General features: G+C 71.8%; 16 protein-coding genes. 8 read left to right on the top strand and 8 right to left on the bottom strand.

Annotated features, from left to right (window positions below; genetic code table 11):
- Positions 1 to 72 precede the first annotated feature (72 nt).
- From SCA03_RS22765 to SCA03_RS22735, 7 genes are all read right to left on the bottom strand, one after another.
- A complete protein-coding gene (locus tag SCA03_RS22765) occupies positions 73 to 2,019 on the bottom strand; it encodes a fumarate reductase/succinate dehydrogenase flavoprotein subunit (RefSeq protein ID WP_086818326.1) in 1,947 nt (648 codons plus the stop codon).
- Between the two features lie 43 nt (positions 2,020 to 2,062).
- Positions 2,063 to 2,896, bottom strand: a complete 834-nt coding sequence (gene sdhC / locus SCA03_RS22760) for a succinate dehydrogenase subunit SdhC (protein ID WP_086818327.1) — start codon at positions 2,894 to 2,896, stop codon at positions 2,063 to 2,065.
- Between the two features lie 55 nt (positions 2,897 to 2,951).
- Positions 2,952 to 3,239: an Rv0250c family protein gene (locus SCA03_RS22755; RefSeq protein WP_030892267.1), complete on the bottom strand. Its 288-nt coding sequence runs from the start codon at positions 3,237 to 3,239 to the stop codon at positions 2,952 to 2,954.
- Positions 3,240 to 3,420: 181 nt separating this feature from the next.
- Complete coding sequence (locus tag SCA03_RS22750; protein WP_170297895.1) at positions 3,421 to 4,089, bottom strand: hypothetical protein; 669 nt, start codon at positions 4,087 to 4,089, stop codon at positions 3,421 to 3,423.
- 5 nt (positions 4,090 to 4,094) lie between these two features.
- The gene (locus SCA03_RS22745) at positions 4,095 to 4,940 is read right to left on the bottom strand and encodes a bestrophin-like domain (RefSeq protein WP_030883485.1); all 846 of its coding nucleotides are present in this window, start codon (positions 4,938 to 4,940) and stop codon (positions 4,095 to 4,097) included.
- The gene (locus tag SCA03_RS22740) at positions 4,937 to 6,220 is read right to left on the bottom strand and encodes a transporter substrate-binding protein (protein WP_158102366.1); all 1,284 of its coding nucleotides are present in this window, start codon (positions 6,218 to 6,220) and stop codon (positions 4,937 to 4,939) included. The genes SCA03_RS22745 and SCA03_RS22740 overlap by 4 nt, the downstream gene beginning before the upstream one ends.
- Before the next feature lie 452 nt (positions 6,221 to 6,672).
- Entirely contained in the window at positions 6,673 to 7,167 is a 495-nt protein-coding gene (locus SCA03_RS22735) for an Lrp/AsnC family transcriptional regulator (protein ID WP_030883482.1), read from the bottom strand.
- 247 nt (positions 7,168 to 7,414) lie between these two features.
- Between SCA03_RS22735 and SCA03_RS22730 the strand changes: the two genes are divergently transcribed.
- Entirely contained in the window at positions 7,415 to 7,987 is a 573-nt protein-coding gene (locus tag SCA03_RS22730) for a DUF2000 domain-containing protein (RefSeq protein ID WP_078873427.1), read from the top strand.
- A 19-nt stretch (positions 7,988 to 8,006) separates the two neighbouring features.
- Here the strand turns inward: SCA03_RS22730 and SCA03_RS22725 are convergent, their stop codons facing one another.
- On the bottom strand, positions 8,007 to 9,752 hold the full coding sequence (locus SCA03_RS22725) for a CocE/NonD family hydrolase (RefSeq protein WP_086818270.1): 1,746 nt from the start codon (positions 9,750 to 9,752) through the stop codon (positions 8,007 to 8,009).
- A gap of 212 nt (positions 9,753 to 9,964) precedes the next feature.
- Between SCA03_RS22725 and SCA03_RS22720 the strand changes: the two genes are divergently transcribed.
- From SCA03_RS22720 to SCA03_RS22690, 7 genes are all read left to right on the top strand, one after another.
- Positions 9,965 to 10,672, top strand: coding sequence for a TetR/AcrR family transcriptional regulator (locus SCA03_RS22720; RefSeq protein WP_086818271.1), 708 nt, complete (start codon positions 9,965 to 9,967; stop codon positions 10,670 to 10,672).
- 211 nt (positions 10,673 to 10,883) lie between these two features.
- Entirely contained in the window at positions 10,884 to 13,220 is a 2,337-nt protein-coding gene (locus SCA03_RS22715; RefSeq protein WP_086818272.1) for an ABC transporter family substrate-binding protein, read from the top strand.
- Positions 13,221 to 13,421: 201 nt separating this feature from the next.
- On the top strand, positions 13,422 to 15,293 hold the full coding sequence (gene typA / locus SCA03_RS22710; RefSeq protein WP_030883472.1) for a translational GTPase TypA: 1,872 nt from the start codon (positions 13,422 to 13,424) through the stop codon (positions 15,291 to 15,293).
- Between the two features lie 634 nt (positions 15,294 to 15,927).
- On the top strand, positions 15,928 to 17,541 hold the full coding sequence (locus tag SCA03_RS22705) for a peptide ABC transporter substrate-binding protein (RefSeq protein ID WP_030883470.1): 1,614 nt from the start codon (positions 15,928 to 15,930) through the stop codon (positions 17,539 to 17,541).
- 85 nt (positions 17,542 to 17,626) lie between these two features.
- A complete protein-coding gene (locus SCA03_RS22700) occupies positions 17,627 to 18,556 on the top strand; it encodes an ABC transporter permease (RefSeq protein ID WP_030892250.1) in 930 nt (309 codons plus the stop codon).
- On the top strand, positions 18,549 to 19,493 hold the full coding sequence (locus SCA03_RS22695; protein ID WP_086814524.1) for an ABC transporter permease: 945 nt from the start codon (positions 18,549 to 18,551) through the stop codon (positions 19,491 to 19,493). The genes SCA03_RS22700 and SCA03_RS22695 overlap by 8 nt, the downstream gene beginning before the upstream one ends.
- 13 nt (positions 19,494 to 19,506) lie before the next feature.
- Positions 19,507 to 19,822 (top strand): ATP-binding cassette domain-containing protein (locus tag SCA03_RS22690; RefSeq protein WP_141275616.1); only part of this gene is annotated, 316 nt, incomplete at its 3' end.

Raw genomic sequence — 19,822 nt, 5'->3', positions numbered from 1 at the left:
TCGCCCCGCCCGCGTCCTCCCCTTCGGGGCCGTCCTTCGCGCCGGCTCGGGTGCCGGAATCCGCGGCAGTGCTCACTTCGTCGTCAGCTCCTCGTCGGTCAGGTACTTGATCAGCTCCTCCTTCTCGAAGAGTTCGAGGAGGTCGCTGCGGATCGGCGGCATCTCGCGGCGGCGCAGCGCGATGCGCCCGGAGCGCACGTCCTCGGCGGCGTCCGCGAGGGTGCACACGAGGTTCGCGCGGCGCCATTCGCGGTCCATGTCGGGGAAGTCGTCCCGGGTGTGCCCGCCGCGGGACTCGGTGCGGTTCAGCGCCGCCCGCGCCACGCACTCGCTGACCAGCAGCATGTTGCGCAGGTCCAGCGCCAGGTGCCAGCCCGGGTTGAACTGCCGGTGCCCCTCGACGGCCATCCGCTGGGCCCGCTCGCGCAGCGTGGCCAGCCTCTCCAGCGCCGCCGCCATCTCCTCCTCGCGGCGGATGATGCCGACCAGGTCGTTCATCGACTGCTGGAGTTCCTGGTGCAGTTGGTACGGGTTCTCCGGCGGCCCCGCGCTTCCCGCGCCGCCTGCCGTCTGCGGGGCCTGCTCCGCCCCGGTGCCGAACGGGCGCAGCGCCTCGGCCGCCGCCGCGTCCACCTCGGCGTCCCGGACGACGGGCCGGTCGTCCCCGCACGCGCGGGCGTACTCGGCCGCGTGCAGGCCCGCGCGCCGGCCGAACACCAGCAGATCGGACAGGGAGTTGCCGCCCAGCCGGTTGGAGCCGTGCATACCGCCCGCGACCTCACCGGCGGCGAACAGCCCCGGCACACCCTGCGCCGCCGCGGTGTCCGAGTCGACGTCGACGCCGCCCATCACGTAGTGGCAGGTCGGGCCGACCTCCATGGGCTCGGCGGTGATGTCGACATCCGCCAGCTCGCGGAACTGATGGTGCATCGAGGGCAGCCGCCGCTTGATCGTCTCGGCGGACATCCGGGTGGAGACGTCGAGGAAGACACCGCCGTGCGGGGAGCCGCGCCCGGCCTTGACCTCGGCGTTGATGGCGCGCGCCACCTCGTCGCGGGGCAGCAGCTCGGGCGGGCGGCGGTGCCGGTCGGGATCCTCGTACCAGCCGTCCGCCTCCTCCTCCGTCTCCGCGTACTTCTCCTTGAAGACGTCCGGCACGTAGTCGAACATGAACCGCCGGCCCTCGGAGTTGCGCAGCACACCGCCGTCCCCGCGCACGGACTCGGTGACGAGGATGCCCTTCACCGACGGCGGCCAGACCATGCCCGTCGGATGGAACTGCACGAACTCCATGTTGATCAGCGAGGCCCCGGCCAGCAGCGCCAGCGCGTGCCCGTCGCCGGTGTACTCCCAGGAGTTCGACGTCACCTGGAACGACTTGCCGATGCCGCCCGTCGCCAGCACCACCGACGGCGCCTCGACGACGAAGAACCGGCCGCTCTCGCGCTCGTAGCAGAACACGCCCGCGACCCGCTCGCCGTCCTTGACGATGCGGGTGACCGTGCACTCCTGGAAGACCTTGATACGGGCCTCGTAGTCGCCGGTCTCCCGGAAGTCCTCCTGCTGGAGGGAGACCACCTTCTGCTGGAGCGTGCGGATCAGCTCCAGGCCCGTGCGGTCGCCCACGTGTGCCAGCCGCGGGTACTCGTGCCCGCCGAAGTTGCGCTGGGAGATCCGCCCGTCCTTCGTCCGGTCGAACAGCGCGCCCCACGTCTCCAGCTCCCACACCCGGTCCGGGGCCTCCCGGGCGTGCAGTTCGGCCATCCGCCACTGGTTGAGGAACTTGCCGCCGCGCATCGTGTCGCGGAAGTGCACCTGCCAGTTGTCGCCCTCGTTGACGTTGCCCATGCTGGCGGCGATACCGCCCTCGGCCATCACCGTGTGGGCCTTCCCGAACAGCGACTTGCAGATCACCGCCGTGCGCAGGCCCTGCTCCCGGGCCTCGATCGCGGCCCGCAGCCCGGCGCCGCCCGCGCCGATGACCACCACGTCCCACTGCCGGCGTTCGGCGTGCGTCATGTCTCGTCCATCCTTCTCGTCCGTTGCGTGGGTCCGGCTGCTTTCAGAACAGCCGTGGGTCGGTGAAGGCGCCGGACGCCAGCAGGTAGACGTAGAAGTCCGCCAGCGCCACGCTGATCAACGAGGCCCAGGCGAGCTGCATGTGCCGTGCGTTGAGCTTGCCGACCCAGCCCCACAGCCGGTAGCGCACCGGGTGCCGGGAGAAGTGCTTCAGCCGCCCGCCGACGATGTGCCGGCACGAGTGGCACGAGAGGGTGTACGCCCAGATCAGCACGATGTTGACGAGGAACACCAGCGTGCCCAGGCCCATGTGGCCCCACTCGTAGTGGGCGTCGCGGAAGCCGAGCAGGGTGTCCCAGGACAGCACGAGGGCGACCAGGACGGCCGCGTAGAAGAAGTAGCGGTGGATGTTCTGGAGGATCAGCGGGAACCGGGTCTCGCCGGTGTACTTCTTGTGCGGCTCGGCGACCGCGCAGGCCGGGGGAGAGGCCCAGAAGCCGCGGTAGTACGCCTTGCGGTAGTAGTAGCAGGTCAGCCGGAAGCCCAGCGGGAAGATCAGGATGATGAGCGCGGGCGAGAGGCCCCACCACTCGCCGAACAGGCCGATGTTGGGCCCGCCGCGCATCTCGTGGCAGTTGTCCGCGAGGCAGGGCGAGTAGAAGGGCGAGACGTAGGGCGCCGCGTAGTAGTCGGCGTTCGCGAAAGCGCGCCAGGTCGAGTAGACGACGAACGCGAGCAGCCCGAGCGCGGTGCCGGCGGGCGCCAGCCACCAGCGGTCGGTGCGCAGGTGCGGCGCGGCGATGGCGGCGCGGGAGCCCTCGCGCACCCCGCCGGGCCGCGGGCCCGCGTTCTGTTGGGGTTCGGTGCCAGTGGCCAACGGTCTCTCCGGGAGTCGGGACAGGGGTCGGGGGTGACGGGACCCGAGTGGTGGCTCAGGGTGCGCGCCGGCCGCTGGCCCCCAGCCCCTCGTCGTCGACGTCGGTCCACAGCCCCTGGTCGTAGGGCTGTTCGGGGACCGGCACCATCTCGACGAGCGGTGCGGGAGCCTGCCGCGGGGCGGCGTCCCGCAGTAGAGCCAACGACTCCTTCAGGTGCTCGGTGTCGCTGCGCACCCGGCGGATCTCCAGTCCGGCACCGACCTGCTGTGCCAGGCGGTCCACGCTGCGCGCGAGATCGTCCAGACAGCGCTGAGCCGCCGTCAGTTCCTCGTGCAATGCCATGAGTTGCTCTCCTCCGGGTGGTGACCGGCGAGGTCCATGCGCCTGGCGAGTGTTGCGCGTCACACTCGCGATGTGAAGGGTGCGGCACGCCATTCCGCCGTACGGGCCAGCGCGGCCGCCGGGGTGACGGCGCGCGGCGGCGGGGGAACGCCGGGCGGCGGGCCGGCCCGGGGCCGACGGCTCAGCGGCCGGGGCGGGGCGGCCGGGGCCCGCCCAGCAGCTGGTTGCCCGGCGCCGCCGGATCCGCCGCTGTGAGGAACTCCGCGAAGGCGCGGTGCAGTTCGCGGTGCTCGACCGCGCCGCCGCCGTCCCGGTCCAGGCTGTGCCAGGCGGTGCGCAGATCGTGCTCGGAGGTCAGCCGGAACGCCGCCGTCAGCAGCGCCCGCAGCTCCCGCTCGCCGAGCACGTCGTCGCCGTCCCGGTCGGCGGCGTCCGCCAGCGCACAGCAGAGCGCGTGCACCGCGGCCGTCAGCGCCCTGCGGTCCTGCTCCAGCGCCCGCGCGTGCGCGGCGAGGAAGGCGGCGCGGTCCAGCGTGCCGCTCCCGGCGCGGTCGTGCCGGCGCCACAGCCGGCGGAAGGCGGCGCGCAGCCGCCGGTGCGCCCGGCCGCCCACCCTGTGCCGGAAGGCCCGCACCGTGCGCAGCGCGGCGAGTTCGTAGTCCGTCCAGGTCAGCCGGGGGTCGCCGGGCGTGTCCCGGGTGGCGCACAGGCAGTCGAACCAGCGCTCGGCCTTGCGGCGCAGCAGCGGATCGAGCCCGTACGGCCCGTCCGACGTCCGCGCGGGGACGTGTGCGCCGCGTGATCTGCGGCGTGCCCACCGGGAGGGGCGGTGCCCGGAGCACGGGGCCACGGCGCTCACCTGTCCCCTTCCCGCAATTGGGCCTGGACGGCGGTGAACGCGTCGGGCCGTACGCCCGCCTCGCCGGCGAAAGGCCGTTCGAAGGAGGTGACGAGGAAGACGGAGAGCGCGACGACGCCCGCCAGCACCGAGACGATGAGCCGCTGGAGCCAGTCGCGGCGCACGCCGAAGAAGAACACCATGACCACCGCGAGCGCCCCGCCGCAGTGGAACATCACCCACACCACGGTCGGGACGGCCCGCGCGCTGGCCCGCAGCCGCAGCCTGCGGTTGTCGTCGAGCTGGCCGAGGCGTTCGATGGAGGGGCCGTACAGGGCGTTGCCGCGGTCGTCGGGACCCATGCTGGTGTAGATCGTCCACAGCTCGCTGAGCGCGGCGTGCGCCTGCGGTGCCGAGTCCCGGCGGGCCATGGCCGGCCACTCGTCGTTGATCACGACGGCGGTGTAGGTGAGCGAGGTCTCCCGCACCTGGCGGTGCACGGGGCCGGAGAAGCCGTGCGACATCCGCTCCAGGTCGGCCAGCGCGTTCGCCTCCTGGACGACGGTGGTGTCCGCCTGCGACCAGCCGTTCCAGACGACCACGACCGAGAAGTGCACCAGCGTCGCGTACAGCGAGCCGACGATCGCGAACACCGCCGTCTGCACCGTGCTGTTCTGGTCGGCGACGACCCGCCGCACCCCGTGACGGGCCAGCGGCAGCGCCGAGTTGACCAGCAGCACGGCCGCGCCCACCAGCAGCAGACAGGCCGCGACGGCGGGCAGCCGCGCGAGCCGCACCGCCACCAGCGCGGCGGCCGAGCCGGCGAACAGGAGCCAGTGGCGCCACAGCCCGTGGTGGATCACGGTGCGCCGGGCCGCGATTCCTGGGGCAGCAGCCGGCCGCCGGGCGGGCGTTCCCAGCGAGCGCCCCAGCCGTGGTACAGGTAGCGCACCAGGGCGTCCCACTCCTGCTTGCTGCGGTAGGGGCTGTAGGGCGCGGGCCGGATGACCGCCTCCGACGACCAGACGGGCTCCACCCGGCCGTCGAGCCGGATCCGGCCCACCCGCGCCCGCTTCCACAGATGGCGGTTCTGCCGGTCGGCGTAGACCGTCCCACCGGGCGCCGCCAGCGAGGCACCCCGCACCGCGCGCAGCACCGCCTCCGGCGCGGCGTCCTGCGCGGAGCGCACCGCGTGCGCCCACAGATGGACGCCCGCATAGGCGGCGGCGATGGTGTCGGACACCCGCCGGGCACCGTAGCGGCGTTTGTACTCCCGGACGAAACGGCGGTTCGCCGCATCCGGCAGCGACTCGAAATAGTTGGCCGCGACGAAATCACCCGCCACATACGCACCGGCTTTCCGCTGCGCCTCCGCCGAACGCAGCTCCCATTCGTCGGAGACGAGGTTCAGCGTGGGAATGCGCCGGCCGTCGGCATCGCCCCGCAGTGCGGTGAAAAAAGGCCCGTTGGTGGCGCCGGCCAGCGCCGAGACGATGACGTCGGGTTCGGCCCCGCGGATTCTGCGGACGACGGCCGACACCTTTTCCGTGTCCGGTTCCAGATAGTCCTCGCCCACCACGCGGGCGCCGCAGGAGGCGAGTTGGGAGCGCACCAGGGCCAGCGAGACGCGGGGATAGATGTAGTCGGAGCCCACGAGATGGAAGGAGCGGGCGCCGTTGTCCAGGAACCACTGGATGGCCGGGGTGATGTACTGGTTGGGCGTCGCACCCGTGTAGACCACCCGGTGCGAGGTCTCGCCGCCCTCGTACACCGCCGGATAGAACAACAGCCCGTCGTACCGCTCCACCACCGGGATCATGCTGCGCCGTGCCGCCGAGGCGTACCCCCCGAAGATCGTGCGCACCGCGCCGCCGCTGAGCAGTTTGCGGGTGGCCTGCGCGAACGTCCGCCCCCGGGACGCGCCGTCCACCTGCACCGGGACCACCTCGCGGCCCAGCAGGCCACCGCGCGCGTTGATCTCGTCGATCGCCATCAGCGTCGCGTCCGCGAGCGGCTTCTCCAGATGCGCCAGCCGTCCGGTCTGCGAGTGCAGGACCCCCACCCGCAGCGGCGGCCGCTGCCGGGGCTCGGCCGGTGTCATCGCCGACACCAGCAGGACGTAGCCGAGGACGGCGACGGTCATGAGCGCGAACATGCCGCGCTCGCGCCTGCTGGGTCCGAGCGCGGTGGGGGACGGCGGGGACGGCGGATCCGGTTCGGCGCATTTCCCCCACACCGCGCCCTCCCTCCCTCGCCGGGCCGTCGGCACCCGCTTCCGTGCAGCATCCAGCACATTCCGGGGACACGCCCACGCATTCCCCCCTTGCTGCCCGAAAGGGTGAAGTGGCTCCGGAGTGGCCGGACTTCGGAACGGGTGCGGCGCCGGAGTGTTCGGCGTTCTCCCGGTGAATCCCGTTGAATGCGGGTGCCTCCCGCCGAATTCCGGTGAACTTCCCGCCGGGCGCCACCCGTTCCCCGTTGCCCGCTCTTTTCCCGGCCGCCTCTGTTCTTTCCCGGGCCCCGCCTTCCGGACCTTCTCCCGGTCCTCCCGGGCTCTCGGTCCTCCCGGTCCTCCCGGTCCTCCCGGGCCGTCGCTCAGCGGGCCGCGCGCGAGGAGCGGGGGCGGTCCGGGCCGGCCGGTTCGATACCGCGGGAGCGCATGTGTTCGTAGACCAACGTGGTCTGCACATCGGCGACTTCGCGGCGTTCGGTGAGCCGGTCGATGACGAACGCGTACACGCTGTCCACGTCCGGGACGGCCACGTGCAGCAGGAAGTCGTGCGCGCCCGAGGTGACGAACAGGCCGATCACCTCGGGCAGCCGGGCCGCCCACTCCCGGAACCCCTCGATGACGGGGCGGGCCGGCGGCCGGATGCGTACCGAGATGAGCGCCTGGACGGGCCGGCCGGCCGCGTCGAGATCCAGGGCGGCGTGGTAGCCGGTGATCACACCGCGCTGCCGCAGCAGCCGTACCCGCTCCAGCGAGGTCGAGGGCGAGACCCCGGCCTTGGCCGCGAGCTCGCGATTGGTCTGCCGTGCGTCCTTCTGCAACTCGCGCAGCAGGGTCCGGTCCAGCGCATCGAGGTCCATGCCGCCCGACGGTACGCCGCACGGTGTGCGCCCCCGGGGCGCCGTCTCCGCCCCTGGGCCCGGCCCGCGCCCGGCCGCGCGGCCACCGCGCCGTACGAACGGCGGGATATCGGGCCGGACCGCCGCACCCTGTACGCCGGGAACGCCGCCCCGGGGCCGTGCTGCGAACGATGTACGGAGAGCGTGCCGCCGCCTCGCACCCCCGCCTAGCGTTGCCGCATTCCGCCGAACGAACGCAGGAGGGCAGATGTCCGTGGGGAACACGGGGGACGTCGGGGAGGCCGGGAGCGCCGGGAGCGCCGGGAAGACAGGGGACGCAGGCAACGCAGGCAGCGCGGCGGGCGTGTCCGGGGACGCGGTGGCGGTGGGGTTCGCGCCCGGGGAGCGGGACTTCGGCCTGTCCACCCGCCGGGCGCGGCTGAAATGGGTCGTGGTCGTCCACGCCGGTCTGCCTCCCGGGCGGGCCGCCAACGCCGCCGTCTGCGCGGTCGCCCCCACGGTCGCCGCCGTGCCCGGGCTGCTGGGCGACGCGGCCGCCGACGCGGACGGGACCGTCCATCCGGGCCTGCCCTGGGCGGGCTGCTCGGTGCTCGTCGCCGACTCCGCGGCCCTGCGCACCGTCCGCGCCAAGGCGGCGGCGCGCCCCGACGTCTTCGTCGCGGATGTGCCGGCGGCGGCCCAGAGCACGCGTGTCTACGGCGACTTCCTGGCGACCGTGGGCCGGGCCCGTACCGAGGAGATGGAGTACTGCGCGGTCAGCATCGTCGGCCCACGCAACCCGGTCGACAGGATCGTCGGCAGGCTCCCGCTCATGCCCTGAGCCGCCGGGCCCCGGCCGGTCAGCCGACGGCGTCCGCCGTCCCGCCGGCGGTCCGGCCCTCCCGGAGCTCGTGGCCGTCCCCGCTCTCCCCGGCCTCCTGCGGCAGCAGCAGCGCCGAGTCCGCGTGCACCGTGAGCCGGACGGGGACGAACTCCACGGCGTCGGCCGGGGGTTCGGCCGTACCGGAGGAGCGGGCGAAGCGGGGGTGGGCTCCGCCGCTCACCTGGAGGCGGACGCGGTGCCCGGCCGGGAAGCGGTGCGCGGTGGCGCTCATCGGGACGGTGATCCGCGCGGGCGTGTCCTGCCCGGTGCCGAGCCGGGCCAGCCCGTCGCAGATGTTCCGGGAGCGGCCCCGCGCGTCCACCTCGCACAGCCGGACGAACACATGGGCGTGCCCGGTGTCGGCGGCGACGTCCAGCCGCGCGGAGACCGGCCCGAGGAGGTCGAGCGGAGCGTCCAGGGGCGGCCCGGTGAACGTCAGCACGTCGTCCCGCGCCTCCAGCGCGCCGTTGTCCCGCGGGCCCGCCTCCGGGGAGAGCAGCGGTCCGCCGACGGAGGGCGTGGGGTCGGCCGGGTCGTAGCGGAAGGACGCCAACGGGCCGTCGTCCGTGGGCGCCTGGCGGGTCAGATGCCCGTCCGCCGTCGGATACCAGGGGGTGACGGGCGCCTCCGCCGGCCAGTCGTCCATCTCCCGCCAGGCGTCGGCACCGCCGGTGTGCACCCGGACGGGGCGCTGCCGCAGCCCCGAGGGGTCGCCGCACAGGTGGGCGCGCAGCCAGGCGAGGCTCTCGGCGAACACCTCGGGCCAGCCGCGCTGGAACGCGGAGGTGTGCGTCCAGGGGCCGATGAGCAGCGAGGCCGGGCAGCCGGAGCGGCGCAGCCGGGCGTACTGCTCCAGCGTCTGGCCGAGGAGCGCGTCGTGCCAGCCGCCGATCAGACAGGTGGGGACGGTGAGCCCGTCGGCGGCCCCGCCCGTGGAGGCGCCCTGCCAGTGCGGGTCGTCGGCGTCGGGGTGTGCGAGGACGCCGTCCAGCCACGGCGGTTCGTCCCCGAGCGCGGCGGCGTAGGCGCCGCGCAGCGGCCGCGCGGTGGTGATCTGCTCCAGCCGCTTCCGCAGCCGCAGGGTCGCCTTCGCGAGCGGCCAGGCGCCCTGGTGCTGGTGGGTTGTGCCGACGCCGCAGACGAGGGTGTTCTCCAACTGGGGCACACCGCCGGAGTGGAAGAGCGCGTGCGGGTCGTGCAGGCCCATCTGGACGACCATCGCCTGGAGTTCGGGCGGCGGGTCCAGCGCGAGCGCCCACTGGACGTAGCCCAGATAGCTGGGGCCGATGGTGCCCAGCACGCCGTTGAACCAGGGCTGTTCGCGCAGCCAGGCCACGGTCGCCTGCCCGTCGCCGGCCTCGTGGCGCCACAGGTCGAACCCGCCCCCGGAGCCGCCGGTGCCGCGGCAGCTCTGGAGGACGACGTGGAAGCCCTGTTCGGCGAAGAGCATGCCGAACTGCGGTGCCCACGGCAGGCCCCTGCCGTACGGCGAGCGCACCAGCAGGGTGGGGAAGTCGCCCGTGGCGCGCGGGAAGTAGTGGTCCGTGAGCAGGGGACTGCCGTCGGCGCCCGGCACCGGTGCGCCGGCCTCCCGGCCGGCCTCGTACCGCCGCGGTGGCAGGCCGCGCCAGCTCGCCCTCATCAGACGGGAGGCCGGCGAGGGCTTTCCCGTCGGCGGCCGCCAGTCGGCGTGCGGTGCGGCGTCGTGCGTGGGTGTCGGCATGGCGCTCTCCCTCTTCTCGTACGGTGTACTAGAATAAGCACGGAGACGAGGACCACAAGTCCCTTCCCTCCGGGGCCCCGGCCCCGCAGCATCGAGGAGCCCGCCGCCGGCACACCGCCGGCGGCGGACAGGGACAGGACGGACACGACGGCCGCCGCCACCGAGGGCCCCGCGCGGCGCCGAGGCCGGCGGCCGTCGGGGAGAGGAACGCGGTGACCCACGACGGCGGCCCGGGCATCGACCCGCAACAGCTCTGGCTGAGCGACGGACGCCCGCGCCGAGGACGCCGGCCGGCCTTCAGCCGCGAGGCGATCACGGAGGCGGCCGTCGCCCTCGCGGACACCGAGGGGCTCGAAGCCGTCTCCATGCGCCGGGTCGCCGCCCGGGTCGGCGCCGGCGCCATGTCGCTCTACAGCTACGCGCCCGACAAGGAGACGCTGCTGGAGCTGATGGTCGACCACGTCACCGGCGAACTGCCCGCCCCCGAGCGGACATCCGGCGACTGGCGCGCCGGGCTGAAGGCCGTCGCACACCTCCAGCGCGCCCACATGCTGCGCCACCCCTGGCTGCCCGCGGCCCTCGCCACCCACCGGACGCCGGGTCCGCGCGCACTGGCCTTCCTCGAACACGTCCTCGCGATCCTGCGGCCCAGCGGACTCGACGGCGCCGCACGGCTGGAGGTCTTCGCCCAGCTCACCGCGTTCGTCGCCGGATACGTCACACACGAGAGGGCACAGGCCGCCGCGGCCCGGTCCACCGAGCGGGCCGCGGCCGAGGCCCGCTATCTCGCGGCGATGGCCGCCGACGGCCGGCACCCCGAACTCGCCGAGGCCCTCGCGGCGCCCGCCCGCCCCGTCGACGCCGACGCCACGTTCACCCGCTTCCTGGACCGCCTCGTCGACGGCCTCGACGCGGTCTGACGCCGCTGACCGCGGCACCGCACCGGACGGCGGCACACCGCACACGCGGCCGGTACGCGCGCGTGCTCCGCACGGGTGGGCGGCGCCGGGTGTGCGCCGTGTCTGCGTGAAGCGCGCGCGGGGCTCGCCTTCAGTGGGGCCGAAAGATGTGATGAGCCGCCAATGCCGCTGAACGAGTGCGGGCGCGCGGCCGGCCCCCGGAGGTTTCAGCATGCGACGCGTCCCAGCCGCCCGAGCCGCAGCAGTCGGACCACCAGCACGAGGGAGGCCCGGACACCCGGTCCGCACCCGGACCGCGCACCGGTACGCGGCCGTACTCGCGGCCGGGCTGCTGGTGCCGCTGCCGCTGGCCGGCTGCTCCTCGGACCAGGGGAGGACCGACAGCGCCGCGCCGGCCCGCGACCCGGGCGAGATCCGCACCACCGACCGGCAGCAGATCTCCACCGGCGGCACCCTGCGCTGGGCCGTCGACGCGGCGCCCGGCACGCTCAACGTCTTCCAGCCCGACGCCGACGAGGCCAGCCGCCGCGTCGCCGGCGCCACCCTGCCCACCCTGTTCACCCTCGACGCACAGGGCGAGCCGAAGCCCGACGAGGACTATCTGCGGGGCGCCGAGGTCACCTCGACGGAGCCGCGGCAGACCGTCGTCTACAAGCTCGCGCCGAAGGCCCGCTGGAACGACGGCCGGCGCATCTCGGCGGCCGACTTCCGCGCCCAGTGGAAGGCGCTGCGCGGCAAGAACGACGCCTACTGGACGGCCCGCAACGCCGGCTACGACCGTATCCGCACGGTCCGCAAGGGCGAGGGCCCCGGCGAGGTCGAGGTCGTCTTCAACAAGCCCTACGCGGACTGGCGTTCGCTGTTCGCGCCGCTCTACCCGAAGCAGACCATGGGCAACCCGTCCGCCTTCAACGACGGCGCCCGGAAGAAGCTGCCGGCCTCCGCCGGCCCCTTCCGGGTCGCGCGGGCGGGCGGCAAGGGCAAGACCGTCCTCGAACGCGATCCGCGGTGGTGGGGCAGCCGGCCCAAGCTGGAGCGGATCGAACTGAAGCCGGTGCCCCAGGGCAAGCGGGCGAAGGCGCTGCGCGAGGGCGAGGTCGACCTGGCCCGGATCGACGCCCGCACGGCGGAGAAGATCGAGTCGGCGGGAAGCCTCGGCGGCCCGGGGCACCCGCACCGCAAGGGCGAGCACGGCGAGCAGGGCGAGCACGCGGATCACGACACGGCGGCGGCCGGAGCGCGGCGCGCGGCGAAGCTGCCGAAGGGGGTGCGCGCCCTGCGCAAGTACGAGGTGCGCAAGGCGATGGAGCCCGCCTACACCCAGCTCGCGCTCAACGGAGCGAGCGGTCCGCTCTCCGACGAGCGGGTGCGCCGCGCCGTGGCCCGCGCCCTGGACCGCGACGAGTTGGCCTCCGAGGCCCTGCACGGCACCGGCCTGCCGGACGAGCCGCTCGGCAACCATCTGCGGATGGCCAACCAGGACGGCTACAAGGACAACAGCAAGGCCGTGGGCGGCAAGGACCTGGACTCCGCGCAGTCGCTGCTGGCCGAGGCCGGCTGGGAGACGGGCGGCGGCATCCTGCGGGGGGCGGGCCGCGGGCACGGCAAGTCCGGCGGCGACGGCGCCGAGGGAGCCGACGGCCCTGAGAACGGAGCCGGCAAGAGCGGCGGCAAGCAGGGGCAGGGCGGCCCGGCCGAGCCGCCCTCCGGCGCGGGCAAGGGCAACGTCTCGGGGGTGCCCCGGTTCCGCGCCGAGGCGCAGGCGGCGGCCGTCGCCCTCAGCCCCCGGCAGCTGGAGCAGGTCGTCGACCGGCCGCTGTCGCTGACCACCTCCACCACCGTGCAGCGCGGCGCGCTCCTGGCCCAGGCGGCGCAGGCCCGGCTGGCCGCGGCCGAGGAGAGCGGCGGCAAGCGGGCGCTCAGCCGGGCCCGGTCGGCGCAGACGGTCGCGCGGGACGTGCGTGCGCAGGGCCGCGAGATGCGGCTGCTGTCCACGGGCCGCGCCGCCGCGGTGCGGACCAAGGAGGGCAAGCCGCTGGCGCTGCGCTTCGTCCTGCCGGACGGCGACAACTCCCGGCGGATCCGTGCGACGGGCAAGCGGATCGCCGGCATGCTCAACGAGGTCGGCATCCGCACCCAGATCAAGAAGGTGCCGGACGAGTCGTACTTCAAGGACCACATCGCGGCCGGCGAGTACGACCTCGCGCTCTACTCCTGGCCCGCGAGCGCCTACCCGGCCACCGACGCGCGGCCGATCTACGCCAAGCCGCAGCCGGCGCCCGACGGCTCGCTCCTCGTCGAGCAGAACTACACCCGGGTCGGCACCGACAAGATCGACCAGCTCTTCGAGCGGGCGGCCGGTGAGCTGGACGAGGGGCGGCGCAGGGAGCTGATGCAGAAGGCCGACGCCCGGATCTGGGCGGTCGCGGGATCGCTGCCGCTGCACCAGAACGGCCAGCTCGTCGCCGCCGACCGGCGGCTGGTCAACGCCGGAGCCTTCGGCTTCGCCGACCCCCAGTACGAGGACATCGGCTTCACCCGGCACTGATCCCGCCAGGCACCGGCACCCGCCGGCACCCGCCCGCGACCAGGCCCGACGCCCTCCCGGCCCCCGCACCCCGGGGGCCGGGAGGGCGGCAGGTTGGGGGCTCGGGGGGACGGGCCCGTACCATGGTTGACGAGGCCGAGGCGAAGATCAGCCCGGCGAAGGGGACCCACCCCACCCCATCAACCCGGGAGAAGCGCCGCAGTGCCCACGCGCAACGACATCCGCAACGTCGCCATCGTCGCCCACGTCGACCACGGCAAGACGACCCTGGTCGACGCCATGCTGAAGCAGGCGGGAGCCTTCGCCGCGCACCAGCTGGAGTCGGTCGACGACCGCGTGATGGACTCCAACGACCTGGAGCGCGAGAAGGGCATCACCATTCTCGCCAAGAACACCGCGGTGCGGTACCACCCCAAGGACGGCGGCACCCCGGTCACGATCAACATCATCGACACCCCCGGTCACGCCGACTTCGGCGGCGAGGTCGAGCGCGGCCTGTCGATGGTGGACGCGGTCGTCCTCCTGGTGGACTCCTCCGAGGGTCCGCTCCCGCAGACCAGGTTCGTGCTGCGCAAGGCCCTGGAGGCACGGCTTCCGGTCATTCTGTGCATCAACAAGACGGACCGCGCCGACGCCCGTATCTCGCAGGTCGTCGACGAGACCTACGACCTGTTCCTGGACCTGGACGCGGACGAGGACCAGATCGAGTTCCCCATCGTCTACGCCTGCGCCCGCGACGGCATCGCCTCGCTCACCCAGCCCGCCGACGGCGAGGTACCCGGCGACAGCACCAACCTGGAGCCGTTCTTCACCACCCTGCTGGAGACCGTCCCCGCGCCCACGTACGAGGAGGGCGCCCCGCTCCAGGCGCACGTCACCAACCTCGACGCGGACAACTTCCTCGGCCGGATCGCGCTGCTGCGCGTCAAGGAGGGGACGCTGAAGAAGGGCCAGACGGTGGCCTGGATGAAGCGCGACGGCACGGTGCAGAACGTGCGCATCACCGAGCTGCTGATGACCGAGGCGCTCACCCGCAAGCCCGCGACCGAGGCCGGCCCGGGCGACATCTGCGCCGTCGCCGGCATCCCCGACATCATGATCGGCGAGACGCTGGCGGACGCCGAGAAGCCGGTCGCGCTGCCGCTGATCACCGTGGACGAGCCGGCCATCTCCATGACCATCGGGACGAACAACTCCCCGCTGGTCGGCAAGGGCGGCAAGGGGCACAAGGTCACCGCGCGCCTGGTCAAGGACCGGCTGGACCGCGAGCTGATCGGCAACGTCTCGCTGCGTGTCCTGCCGACCGAGCGCCCCGACGCCTGGGAGGTGCAGGGCCGCGGGGAGCTGGCGCTGGCCATCCTCGTCGAGACGATGCGGCGCGAGGGCTTCGAACTGACCGTCGGCAAGCCCGAGGTCGTCACCCGGGAGATCGACGGAAAGCTGCACGAGCCCGTCGAGCGGATGACGATCGACGCCCCCGAGGAGCACATGGGCGCCATCACGCAGCTCATGGCCACCCGCAAGGGGCGCATGGAGACGATGACCAACCACGGGTCCGGCTGGATCCGCATGGAGTGGATCGTTCCGGCCCGCGGTCTGATCGGCTTCCGTACGGAGTTCCTGACCGAGACCCGCGGCACCGGCATCGCACACTCGCTCTTCGAGGGGCACGAGCCGTGGTTCGGCGAGCTGCGCACCCGGCACAGCGGCTCGCTGGTCGCCGACCGGTCCGGCTCGGCCACGCCGTTCGCCATGATGAACCTCCAGGAGCGCGGCACGATCTTCATCGAGCCGGGCACCGAGGTGTACGAGGGCATGATCGTCGGTGAGAACTCCCGTGCCGACGACATGGACGTCAACATCACCAAGGAGAAGAAGCTCACCAACATGCGGGCCGCCTCCGCCGACACGACGGAGAACCTGGTGCCGCCGCGGAAGCTCTCCCTGGAGCAGGCGCTGGAGTTCTGCCGCGAGGACGAGTGCATCGAAGTCACGCCGGAGACGGTGCGGATCCGGAAGGTCGTGCTCGACATGAAGGAGCGCGGGCGGGCCGCCGCCCGGGCCAAGCGGTGATGTTCCTTCCGTAGTTCTCCGTGCGGCCGGACCCACGCCGTCGGGGCCGGGCGCCGTGACGGCCGGCCGTTGTCGAGGGGCGGGGAGCTCTGCCGGGCTCCCCGCCCCTCAGCTGTCCCCGCTCCTCGACGCTCCCCGGCGCCTCAGTCGTTCCTGTGGGGCGGAGTGGCCGGTTCCGGGTAGCTGAGGGCGCCGGGTCTGGGAAGCTGGGACCGATAAACCGGTTGCGGCGCGGGGGAGTTGGTGCATGGTTGCGCTGAGTGAGGACCCGGGTGCGGCGAGGCAGGGCACCTGCTGCGACGTGCGAGGACGGTGCAAACGCGCGCTTGCGTCCGGATAACGGTCCCCTCACGTTGCCTTATGCCCGTTTTACTGTCGTATGGGGGGTCGTTCGTGACCGATCACCGAACAGGCGGTTGCGGGTGTAATCAAATAGAGACCCTGACCCTCTGGTTCACCGGGGGCGAAAGGGTCGATAGTGGGGACCTAAAGCTCGGGTTAATGGGTCACGCACCGTATTGAGGGCGCCGACTCCGAGCGCGGGGGCGTGTGCACTGCGACCAGGCATGACGAGTCATCCAGTCGTGGCACCGCCCCTTCTCCCTAGGTGAACTACTCCTCGGAGGAGGCCCCCATGCGTGGTGCCAGAACATTGCAGTGGTCGGCTCTGGCTGCGGCCGTGGCCCTGGCGGCAACCGCCTGCGGCGGCGGCTCGGACAGCGGAGGTTCTTCGGCCTCCGGAAAGCCGGAAGGCTACGTGTCGATGTTCAACGGTGAGCCGCAGCACCCGCTGATGCCGTCCGACACGAACGAGAAGTTCGGTGGCTACGTCATCGACGCCCTGTTCACCGGTCTGGTCGCCTACGACCAGAAGGGCGGGCTGATCAACGAGAACGCCGAGTCGGTCGACTCCAAGGACAACAAGACGTGGACGGTCAAGCTCAAGAAGGGCTGGAAGTTCCACGACGGCACCGAGGTGACGGCCAAGTCCTACGTGGACGCCTGGAACTGGATGGCCAACGTCAAGAACAAGCAGGCCAACAGCTACTGGTTCGGTGACATCAAGGGCTACGAGGACGTCCACCCGGAGAAGGGTGACCCGAAGAAGGACTCGATGGAGGGGCTGAAGGTCGTCGACGACCACACCTTCACCATCGAACTGACCGACGCCGTTCCGTACTTCGAGTACAAGCTCGGTTACAAGACCTTCGCCCCGCTGCCGAAGTCCTTCTACAAGGACCCGAAGGGCTTCGGCCAGAAGCCGGTCGGCAACGGCCCCTACAAGTTCGAGAAGTGGACCCACAACAAGCTGGTCCAGGTCAAGGCCGTGGGCAGCTACAAGGGCAGCAACAAGGCCAAGAACAAGGGCATCCAGTTCAAGAACTACTCCAAGGTGGAGTCCGCCTACCAGGACGCCCTCTCCGGCAACCTGGACCTGGTCGACGGCGTCGGCCCGAAGGACCTGCCCAAGCGCAAGGCCGACTTCGGCGACCGCGCGCTCGACGTCCCGTACGCCGGCACGCAGAGCATCGTCCCGACCGTCTACTCCAAGCCCTTCAAGGACGTCGACCCGAAGGTGCTCCAGGGCCTGTCGATGGGCATCGACCGCAAGACGATCACCAAGACAGTGCTCCAGGGCACCCGCGTGCCGTCCACGGCCTTCACTCCGCCGCAGGTCAGGGGCTACAAGAAGCTGGACTCCGACGTCCTGACCTACAACCCGAAGAAGGCCAAGAAGCTCGTCAAGGAAGGCGGCGGCGTTCCGGGCAACAAGATCTGGATCCAGTACAACGCCGACGGCGGCCACAAGGAATGGGTCACCGCGGTCTGCAACAGCATCACCAAGTCCACCGGCGTCCAGTGCGTCGGCGACTCCAAGCCGGACTTCCAGACCGACCTGAACGCACGCCAGGACAACAAGGTCAAGGGCATGTACCGGGGTGGCTGGCTCGCGGACTACCCGCTGAACATCAACTTCATGCAGGACCTGTACAAGACCGGTGCCTCCACCAACTACGGCCGGTTCTCGGACAAGAAGGTCGACGAGCTGTTCGAGAAGGGTGACCACGCCGACTCCCTGGAGGCGTCGGTGAAGGACTACCAGGAAGCGGAGAAGGAGCTGGCCAAGAAGATGCCGGCCATCCCGCTGTGGGACTACGCCGCCAACATCGTGCACGGCGAGGGCATCGACGGCGTCAAGGTCGGCTACGACGGCAACGTCCTCGTGACCGACATCACCGTCAAGTAGCAGGACGCGGCGCGCAGTCGGAGCCGTCCGGTCCCCGGGCGGCTCCGGCCCGTCGCTCGATCTCCCTTTCCGTTACGGAGGCACTATGGGGCGCTATGTCGCACGGCGACTGCTCCAGATGATCCCGGTCTTCATCGGGGCCACACTGCTGATCTTCTGCATGATGTACGCCCTGCCCGGCGACCCCGTCGCGGCGTTGTTCGGCGAGAAGGCGCCCGACCCGGCGCAGGTCGCCGCCATCAAGCATCAGCTCGGACTGGATCTGCCCCTGTGGCAGCAGTACTGGAACTACCTCACCGGTCTGTTCCAGGGAGACTTCGGTACCCAGATCGCCACCCAGCGGCCGGTCGCCGACGTCATCTCGCAGGCGTTCCCCGTGACCATCCGGCTCACGCTCTTCGCCTTCGTCTTCACCGTCGTCGCGGGCATCCTGCTGGGGCTCATCTCCGGCCTGCGTGCCGACAAGGCGTTCGACCGTGTGGTGCTCTTCTTCACGCTGCTGCTGATCTCGGTCCCCAGCTTCGTCCTCGGCTACTTCTTCCAGTACCTGTTCGCGTTCCAGCTGGGCTGGACGACGCCGACGGTGCAGAACTCCGAGGACCTCGGGCAGTTGCTGCTGCCGGCGATCGTGCTGGCCGGGCTCTCCCTGGCGTACGTCACCCGGCTCACCCGCACATCCGTCGCCGAGAACCTGCGGGCCGACTACATCCGCACGGCGATCGCCAAGGGGCTGCCGCGCCGCCGCGTGGTCGGCATCCACCTGCTGCGCAACTCGCTCATACCGGTGGTGACCTTCCTCGGTACCGACGTCGGTGCGCTGATGGCGGGAGCGGTCGTCACCGAGGGCATCTTCAACGTGCACGGCGTCGGCAACACCATCTTCGAGGCGCTCAACCGGCGCGAGGGCTCGACGGTCGTCGGCATCGCCACGCTGATCGTCATCGTCTACCTCGTCGCAAGCCTGCTCGTCGACCTGCTTTACGCGGTCCTGGACCCGAGGATCCGTTATGACTGAGACCCTGAACGCGCCCGCGCCGGCGTCCAAGGAACCGGGCCCCGGCCCCGCCGGTGCGGACGCCAAGCCGGCCAAGGGGCGCAGTCTGTGGACCGACGCCTGGCACGATCTGCGCCGCAAACCGCTGTTCATCATCTCGGCGGTGCTCATCCTGCTGCTGCTGGTGATGGTCGCCTTCCCCAGCTGGTTCACCTCGGCCTCGCCGACCGCGGCCGACCTGACGAACCACTACCAGGGCAAGCCCGAGTACAGCCACTTCTTCGGCGAGGACTGGTTCGGCTACGACACCCAGGGCCGCTCCGTGTGGGCGCGCATGGTGTACGGCGCCCGCGCCTCCGTACTCGTCGGTGTCCTGGTGACCCTGTTCGTGACCATCCTCGGCGGCATCGTCGGCCTGATCGCGGGCTACTTCGGCGGCTGGCTCGACAGCGTGCTCTCCCGCATCACCGACATCTTCCAGGGCATCCCCTTCCTGCTCGGCGCCATGGTCGTGCTGACGACCTTCACCGAGCGCAGCCTGTGGGTGGTCATCGCGGCGCTGCTCTTCCTCGGCTGGACGCAGATCGCCCGTGTCGCCCGCGGTGCGGTGATCACCGTCAAGCAGAGCGACTATGTGCACGCCGCGCAGTCGCTCGGGGCGAGCACCGCGCGGATCATGTTCCGGCACATCGTGCCGAACGCGCTCGCGCCGGTCGTGGTCGTCGCCACCACCGCGCTCGGCGGCTACATCGCGGCCGAGGCGACGCTCTCCTACCTCGGTATCGGCCTGGCCGAGCCGACGGTGTCCTGGGGCGTGGACGTGGACCAGGGCAAGGACGCCCTGCGCACCGCGCCTCACATGATCATTTCCCCGGCCGTCATGGTGTCCCTCACCGTGCTGGCGTTCATCATGCTCGGCGATGCGGTCCGCAACGCCCTCGATCCGAAGAGCCGTTGAGGAGGCGCGGACGATGTCACTCCTCGAAGTGCGCGACCTGCACGTCGACTTCCACACCCGGGACGGCGTCATCAAGGCCGTCAACGGGGTCAACTACAGCGTGGACGCGGGCGAGACGCTCGCCGTGCTCGGTGAGTCCGGCTCCGGCAAGTCGGTGACCGCCCAGGCGATCATGGGCATCCTCGACATGCCGCCCGGGCGCATCCCCAAGGGCGAGATCCTCTTCCACGGCAAGGACATGCTGGCCATGGGCAAGGAGGAGCGGCGCAAGATCCGGGGCGCCCGGATCGCGATGATCTTCCAGGACGCGTTGTCCTCCCTGAACCCCG

This window comes from Streptomyces cacaoi, from assembly GCF_006539165.1.
GTDB lineage: Bacteria > Actinomycetota > Actinomycetes > Streptomycetales > Streptomycetaceae > Streptomyces > Streptomyces cacaoi.
The sequence above is the reverse complement of the archived record's forward strand: the minus strand, read 5'-3'. Positions and strand labels throughout refer to the sequence as shown.

Coding starts and splice junctions, on each gene's coding strand:
- SCA03_RS22705 (WP_030883470.1), top strand. CDS start 15,928: ATGCGTGGTGCCAGAACATTGCAGTGGTCGGCTCTGGCTGCGGCCGTG.
- SCA03_RS22740 (WP_158102366.1), bottom strand. CDS start 6,220: ATGACCGTCGCCGTCCTCGGCTACGTCCTGCTGGTGTCGGCGATGACA.
- SCA03_RS22735 (WP_030883482.1), bottom strand. CDS start 7,167: ATGGACCTCGATGCGCTGGACCGGACCCTGCTGCGCGAGTTGCAGAAG.
- SCA03_RS22715 (WP_086818272.1), top strand. CDS start 10,884: ATGCGACGCGTCCCAGCCGCCCGAGCCGCAGCAGTCGGACCACCAGCA.
- SCA03_RS22755 (WP_030892267.1), bottom strand. CDS start 3,239: ATGGCATTGCACGAGGAACTGACGGCGGCTCAGCGCTGTCTGGACGAT.
- SCA03_RS22765 (WP_086818326.1), bottom strand. CDS start 2,019: ATGACGCACGCCGAACGCCGGCAGTGGGACGTGGTGGTCATCGGCGCG.
- SCA03_RS22700 (WP_030892250.1), top strand. CDS start 17,627: ATGGGGCGCTATGTCGCACGGCGACTGCTCCAGATGATCCCGGTCTTC.
- SCA03_RS22725 (WP_086818270.1), bottom strand. CDS start 9,752: ATGCCGACACCCACGCACGACGCCGCACCGCACGCCGACTGGCGGCCG.
- SCA03_RS22695 (WP_086814524.1), top strand. CDS start 18,549: ATGACTGAGACCCTGAACGCGCCCGCGCCGGCGTCCAAGGAACCGGGC.
- SCA03_RS22730 (WP_078873427.1), top strand. CDS start 7,415: ATGTCCGTGGGGAACACGGGGGACGTCGGGGAGGCCGGGAGCGCCGGG.